At 37.3% G+C, this 6,463-nt stretch carries 8 protein-coding genes; 3 read left to right on the top strand and 5 right to left on the bottom strand.

The genetic code is table 11. The annotated features are described in order from the left end of the window. From WBN20_RS12475 to WBN20_RS12460, 4 genes are all read right to left on the bottom strand, one after another. On the bottom strand, positions 1-1,128 hold a 1,128-nt coding region (locus WBN20_RS12475), incomplete at its 3' end, for an acyl-CoA dehydrogenase family protein (RefSeq protein ID WP_424281928.1). Positions 1,129-1,291: 163 nt separating this feature from the next. After that, entirely contained in the window at positions 1,292-2,266 is a 975-nt protein-coding gene (locus WBN20_RS12470; RefSeq protein WP_424281927.1) for a metallophosphoesterase family protein, read from the bottom strand. Between the two features lie 39 nt (positions 2,267-2,305). Then, entirely contained in the window at positions 2,306-3,121 is an 816-nt protein-coding gene (locus tag WBN20_RS12465) for a 3-keto-disaccharide hydrolase (protein WP_424281926.1), read from the bottom strand. Between the two features lie 89 nt (positions 3,122-3,210). Then, a complete protein-coding gene (locus tag WBN20_RS12460) occupies positions 3,211-3,720 on the bottom strand; it encodes a lactoylglutathione lyase family protein (protein ID WP_424270978.1) in 510 nt (169 codons plus the stop codon). A gap of 348 nt (positions 3,721-4,068) precedes the next feature. On the opposite strand from WBN20_RS12460, the gene WBN20_RS12455 reads away from it, so the two are divergent. The 3 genes from WBN20_RS12455 (at position 4,069) to WBN20_RS12445 (ending at position 5,641) form a co-directional block, all read left to right on the top strand. Then, a complete protein-coding gene (locus tag WBN20_RS12455; RefSeq protein ID WP_424281925.1) occupies positions 4,069-4,542 on the top strand; it encodes a hypothetical protein in 474 nt (157 codons plus the stop codon). Between the two features lie 125 nt (positions 4,543-4,667). Continuing rightward, a complete protein-coding gene (locus WBN20_RS12450; RefSeq protein ID WP_424281924.1) occupies positions 4,668-5,231 on the top strand; it encodes a YeeE/YedE family protein in 564 nt (187 codons plus the stop codon). Beyond that, positions 5,228-5,641, top strand: a complete 414-nt coding sequence (locus tag WBN20_RS12445) for a DUF6691 family protein (RefSeq protein WP_424274527.1) — start codon at positions 5,228-5,230, stop codon at positions 5,639-5,641. Before WBN20_RS12450 ends, WBN20_RS12445 begins: the two co-directional genes overlap by 4 nt. Before the next feature lie 21 nt (positions 5,642-5,662). Here the strand turns inward: WBN20_RS12445 and WBN20_RS12440 are convergent. Then, a partial coding sequence (locus tag WBN20_RS12440; protein WP_424281923.1) for a GH36-type glycosyl hydrolase domain-containing protein occupies positions 5,663-6,463 on the bottom strand: 801 nt, incomplete at its 5' end.

Genomic DNA, 6,463 nt, shown 5'->3' with positions numbered 1-6,463 from the left:
AGACAAATCATGGTATTTTGAGGAAAGTAATATCAAGCTTAATGAACCCTCCGCGACAACCTTTTGAAGCATAAGCATTCGTTTGACATCCGGATGGTTTATTATCAAAGTCTGTTCCTTATGCACGTCTTTCTTACCTGTATCTGTTATACGGCGCCCTTGAGGTCTTTCTCTTGCGTAAGACAAAGACGCCTGATAGGCGGCCATGCTAATAGCGGCGGCTCCTCGTCCGACAGCAATCCGGGCGCCGTTCATCATCATGAACATATACTTTAATCCCTGATTGGGTTCCCCAACAAGCCATCCCTTACAATCGTCATTATGCCCAAAGAAAAGATGGGTTGTACAATAGCCTTTCTGACCCATTTTTTGAAAATCGGCAAAAGTAGTCACATCATTCGAAACAAGCTCACCATTGGTTGATTCCCTGTTTTTTGGAACAACAAATAAAGAAATTCCCTTTGTGCCGGCGGGCGCACCTTTAATTCGGGCCAATAACAAGTGAACAACATTTTCAACGCCTTTAAAATCTCCCCCTGATATAAATATTTTCTGCCCTGAAATGTTATAGCCATCTCCGGAAGGTTCAGCTGAAGTCGCAATATCAGATAAAGAACTTCCTGCCTGTGGCTCAGTAAGGCACATGGTTCCAGTCCAATCGCCTGTGAGCATTTTGGGAACGAATTTATCATTAAGCTCTTTACTACCAAATTTTACAATCAACTCTGCTGCCCCAAGGGTCAATCCAATGTAACCCGGTAAATGATTATTAGCTGTTTCCTGGATATAAGCCGAGGCAGTAACCACCATACCGGGTAATTGCATCCCACCGATATCATAGTCAAACAGTCCGGAAACAAGTCCCATTTCCCCACCTTTTTTTATGTAATTTTTTACCTGTGGGTGGACAATTATTTCTCCATCTTCAAAACGGGCAGGCTGCTCATCCATTTCGTGAAAAAAGGGAAACAACTCCCTATCGGCAAAATCCTTAACGGCATTTAAAAAAAGTTCAATGGATTCCAGGTCATAGTTATCATGACGATTTTGTTTTAAAACATTTTGAAGATCATGTACTTCATAAAGTAAAAATTTAAGGGTATCTAAATCTAAATATTGACTTGCCATAGGAAATTGAATTTATATGCTTAACAGAACAATTATCAGATAGGAACATTGCCAGTAGTAATCAGCCTCAATATAATCAATTAGAATGACATTCACGGGTAAATAATGGTGCTAGAAAAGGTTACTTTTTTTTTATAACATACTCCAGGATGCAGGCTATAACCTAATAAGGAACTTTGCCAGCTTCATTTAAAATACCATCCATTTTTAAATGTGTAATTATAGGTTTTTGTGCCATTCTAACCAGGGTTATATGATCAAAAGCAAGAGAATCACCCAACTTCTGGCTTCCCCCGGTGGTACCCAAGATCATATAATCCATATTGTTTCGGATCCTGTGTGAAAAGGAATGCAGGTGACCGTTAAGTACGGTATAATTTCGATTAGATAAAACTGTTTCCAATTGCCCTAAACCTTTATCATCTTCTCTCCTCCAAAGTGGCTTGTGCATTAAAACAAAAGTCCATTTTACGCTGGGATATTGATTGAGGACATTTTTAAAATAGAGCAATTGATCCTCACTCATACCTCCAAGTCGACGTTCTGGCATATTAAAATATTCAGAATCTTCATAGTCGCCCTCAATATCACCATTTATAATTTTAAGGGCTTCAGCACGGGCATGGTAAATCTCTAACATCCGTTTTTCAGTATAGTCCTCTGAATCCATCATTAAAAATAAAACATCTTCGTATACGAAATGATAATAGCGTGGCCCAAATATATTTTTCCAGAATTCCCTCATTCTTGGATTTGTCAGATCATGATTCCCCCCTAAATAAAAAAAAGGCATATTGAGTTTTGACGTTCGCGCATCAAAAGAATCCCACTCTTTGGCCAGTTGTAAAGAGTCTTCTGTACCTCCATCTATTAAATCGCCCACACTAAGCACAAAAGTAGGATCCAATCTATTTATTTGGGATACAGCTGTACTGTAAACTCCTTTGCGTTCACCTCCATTTAAATCTGAGATGATAGCAAAGGTAAAGTCTTCCTCCTCCAACTCAAACGATTCACTGGTCCACGGAGTTGGCCCCATTTTAATATCATGTTGAAATTTGGGTGCAGGTTCTTGATTGGTTTTACAGTTTACCAGAAACAAACCCAGGATAATTAAAAATAATTTATAAGATTTCATAGTAATTAAAATTCTTTTTTTTAGCTAGTAATATAGCGGCTAGTGCCTTATTGAATAATCTAATTTTTTAATTTTTATTTCCCTGAATTCAATTCCCTGACCTTCTGATTGAAGTCCTATGTACCCTTCTTTTAGTAGTTTACCATCAATTTTGATTGCAGGGTCAAATCCGTCTGCCACCCCTCCCCCTATTTGAGGCTTACTATATTGCAATACTTCTTCACCATTGACAAGATGTGTCACAAGAGAATCGCCGTAAACAACTAATTCTCCGCTTACCCATTGGTTCCATTTGTATGTTTTTGAAGATGAAGTTATGCAATGACGAGGATCAATTTCATTGTTATAGATTACCTCCGTCCCCGGCGAGCACATATTCCCGGTAGGTCGGGGAACTCCATTCCCTTCATCGGCTAATATCTGATATTCCACAGAAATGGGCCAGTTCTGATCTTTTAATATGGTTTTGGGAGCCTGAGAATGGAACATAACACCACTATTCCTATAGGTATAAACAGGAGCATCCTCTAACCATTGCTCCGTAAACCGATACTCAAACTTTAAGTGATACGACGAGAATGATTCATTATAGAATAGATGGGCAAAGCGTTCATCAAATACCTCATAATCATCATAGTTAATTTGAATATTCCCATCGCTTACCCGAAAAGTATTCGCATAGTTATCACCCAATTCATGATGATGCACTTTAACTACCCAGCCCTCAAGATTTTTTCCGTTAAAAAGGTAGTTCCAATCTTCTGCAGCATTACCGCCCTTTGAAGGGCTTACAACTATAAAAGATATAGTACCTAAAATAACCGCAAGGAACAGTATTAATTTCAATTTTCTCACCTTGATTTATTTTTGTACTTCACAATATGTTCCAAGTTTTATTCCGTTGTATACATTTTGGTTAAAAACTATATAGTGTATCCGGATTTTTAATCTTGATAGGCCCCGGAAGAATACGTCAATTCATAACTATGTGTATAGATCTCGAATACGACTCCAAAAGGATCTTCAACATAGACCATTTTGTATGGTTTTTCATTTGGGTAATACTCCCTAATTGGCATTCGTTGTTTTCCACCGTATTCAACAATTTTTTTTGTCAAAGCTTCTATTTCCGGGTCCTGAACACAAAAATGAAAAAGTCCTGTACTAAAAGGGGAAAAATCTGGTTTCTTATACTCCATATTCGGAAATGAAAACAACTCAATTCCTATTCCATCTGAAGTAGATAAATGTGCGATTTCAAAAAATTCCCAATTCTCTCCAAATACGTCAATACACATTTGGCCAATAGCAGTATCTCTTTCTTTTGTGACTTTCGATGGTGACATAATAACATACCAACCCATGACTTCCTGATAGAACTCAACAGCCCTTTTAATGTCCGGAACCGTAATACCAATATGTGAAAATGACCTTGGGTAATTAATTTTATTCATAATTCAACTGTATAAAATAAAAAGTTAAAACTGTATGCACTTTTTAAAAACCATTTACCCAAAGCTAATAGTTTTTATAATGTTTAATAAGCTTTATTTGCAAAAGCCGTAAGAATAAAAACTTTTCCCTATAGCTATACTCTTTATTCCAATTTCAAAAACCATTCTTTTACAGTCCAAATTTTTCAAATACGAGCAACATAGAAATTCCCATAACCACTATTCCTTCAATTAAATTTAATCTAATTAAATACTATAAATAGTTGATGTTTTAAAGTTCTTTCACTTTGCCCCTAAGTTTCTAATTCCATCAAAAACATTTACATTTGAATAATAAAAAAAATAGCGATGAAAAAAATCAAGGTTCTAATACCCCTAATGGTCTTCATGTTAATTTTACAGGCTTGCTCATCGGACGATAATTCAACCCCTGAGAATAATAATGATGCCGTTGTGGGTACCTGGAGTTTGGCCGAACTGAATATTAATCCGCCTCAGGATATTAACGGAGATGAGAATACGACTTCAAATATTTTAACTGAACTTCCTTGCGCAACCGGAACACTAATTATAAATAATGACGGTACCTGGGGCTCAACCGTTGCCAATATAGAAATAACTACCATAACAGGAGGGCTTTATGATATCAGGTGTAGCGGTACAAGTAATACCTCTTCTGGAGTCTGGCAATTTCAAAACTCGCAGTTATCCTTATTTTTAAATACTACTTTAATCTTATATAACCTTAGTGGTAATAAGTTAACTAACACTACTAACGAGGCCCTGCCAGGGTTTATGAGCGAAGTATACGAGAAACAATAATCTAATCTTTTTTATTTGGGAGAGATTAAAGTTGAAAAAAGTATTCTTCAATTAAATTCCATGCGAGTAATTTATATTCCATGAATCCCACAATTATTGCGTAATATTTTATTTAAATAAAAGAAATGGACTACATACTTCAACCCTGGCCCTGGTATGTTTCAGGACCCTTAATTACCCTGGTAATGTTATTGCTGATTTATTTTGGCAAAACATTTGGCATGTCAACCACACTAAGAACCCTATGCAGTATTGGCGGTGCCGGGAAATATTCTGATTTCTTCCGTTTTGACTGGAAAGCATATCGCTGGAACCTTGTTGTGGTGCTTGGAGCCATTATTGGTGGCTATATAGCCGTTACTTTTTTGTCTGACGGTTCAGCCATCGCCCTAAATTCTCAAACCATTGCAGACCTTGGTCAACTTGGATTTAACAATGCAGGTGAAGATCTTTTACCCTCTGAAATTTATGGATGGGATAATGTTTTAACAATTAAAGGAATGGCTATTCTTATTATTGCAGGTTTTCTGGTTGGTTTTGGAACGCGCTACGCGGGTGGTTGTACTTCGGGTCATGCCATAACAGGGCTTAGTAATCTTCAATGGCCTTCGCTGGTTGCAGTAGTTGGTTTTTTTATTGGGGGATTAATAATGACCCATTTTCTTTTACCCTTAATATTCAGACAATGAAAGTTTTAAAATTCTTATTGGTAGGTATTTTCTTTGGAATAGTACTTGTAAAATCTGAGGCTGTTTCCTGGTACAGGATTTATGAAATGTTCAAGTTTCAGTCGTTTCATATGTACGGTATCATTGGCTCAGCAGTATTTTTGGGCGCTTTGTTTGTTTGGTTATTTAAAATTTTTGGCGTGAAAAATATAGAAGGGAATCAAATACACCTGATCCCAAAGGATAGCGGTTTCATCCGTTATATTACAGGTGGCACTATTTTTGGTTTAGGTTGGGCACTTGCAGGTGCATGCCCCGGGCCCTTGTATGTTCTATTTGGCACGGGGGTAATAAGTATGCTGATTGTTATTGCAGCAGCTGTATTTGGGACATTTGTTTACGGTATTCTAAAAAACAAACTTCCTCATTAATTAATATAACTTTTAAATTCATTATCCCATTATTACTTCCACAGAATGTTCCTTGCCCTTTTCCAGAATGGGAACAATATTGGAATTAATGGCTATCCCATTTACCAGTATTGTTTTTATCCCTTTGCTTATATGTTCCGGATTTTTAACTTCTATATTATAAGTAACATCCCTAAACACCCTTTTCATCTTAAACCCATCCCATTTAGAGGGAATACAGGGGTTAATTGACAATCCGTCATATTCAGGACTGATACCAAGAATATGCTGTGTAATTGCATAGAAATTCCAGGAGGCGGTACCAGACAGCCATGAATTTTTTGCTTCACCGGGCTTATGTGCCTCTTTACCTGCTATCATTTGGCAATAGACATAGGGCTCTACCTTATGCAAATCCGACAAATCTTCGAGAAAACTAGGTGCTATTTTTGTGTAATATTCATAGGCCTGATCGCCACGCCCCAGCATGGTTTCTCCAATCATAATCCAGGGGTTGTTATGACAAAAGATACCCCCATTTTCCTTATAGCCCGCCGGATAAGTTGAAATCTCACCGTACTCTATATAATACTTCGTAAAGGCCGGATAATTCAGGACAATTCCGTATTGACAATCCAGATGCTCCTTCACTGCATTTAAAGATTTCTCGACCATCCCATTTTCTTTTCCAATTTCAGCCATGGTACACCAGCCCTGAGATTCAATAAAAATCTTTCCTTCTTCATTTTCTGAAGATCCTACTTTATTGCCAAAATAATCGTATGCGCGTAAATACCACTCCCCGTCCCAGCCATGATCTTTTACAGCTTTAATCATCTCATC

The organism is Eudoraea sp., assembly GCF_049665975.1.
Lineage (GTDB): Bacteria > Bacteroidota > Bacteroidia > Flavobacteriales > Flavobacteriaceae > Eudoraea.
The sequence above is the reverse complement of the archived record's forward strand: the minus strand, read 5'-3'. Positions and strand labels throughout refer to the sequence as shown.

Coding starts and splice junctions, on each gene's coding strand:
- WBN20_RS12470 (WP_424281927.1), bottom strand. CDS start 2,266: ATGAAATCTTATAAATTATTTTTAATTATCCTGGGTTTGTTTCTGGTA.
- WBN20_RS12460 (WP_424270978.1), bottom strand. CDS start 3,720: ATGAATAAAATTAATTACCCAAGGTCATTTTCACATATTGGTATTACG.
- WBN20_RS12455 (WP_424281925.1), top strand. CDS start 4,069: ATGAAAAAAATCAAGGTTCTAATACCCCTAATGGTCTTCATGTTAATT.
- WBN20_RS12450 (WP_424281924.1), top strand. CDS start 4,668: ATGGACTACATACTTCAACCCTGGCCCTGGTATGTTTCAGGACCCTTA.
- WBN20_RS12445 (WP_424274527.1), top strand. CDS start 5,228: ATGAAAGTTTTAAAATTCTTATTGGTAGGTATTTTCTTTGGAATAGTA.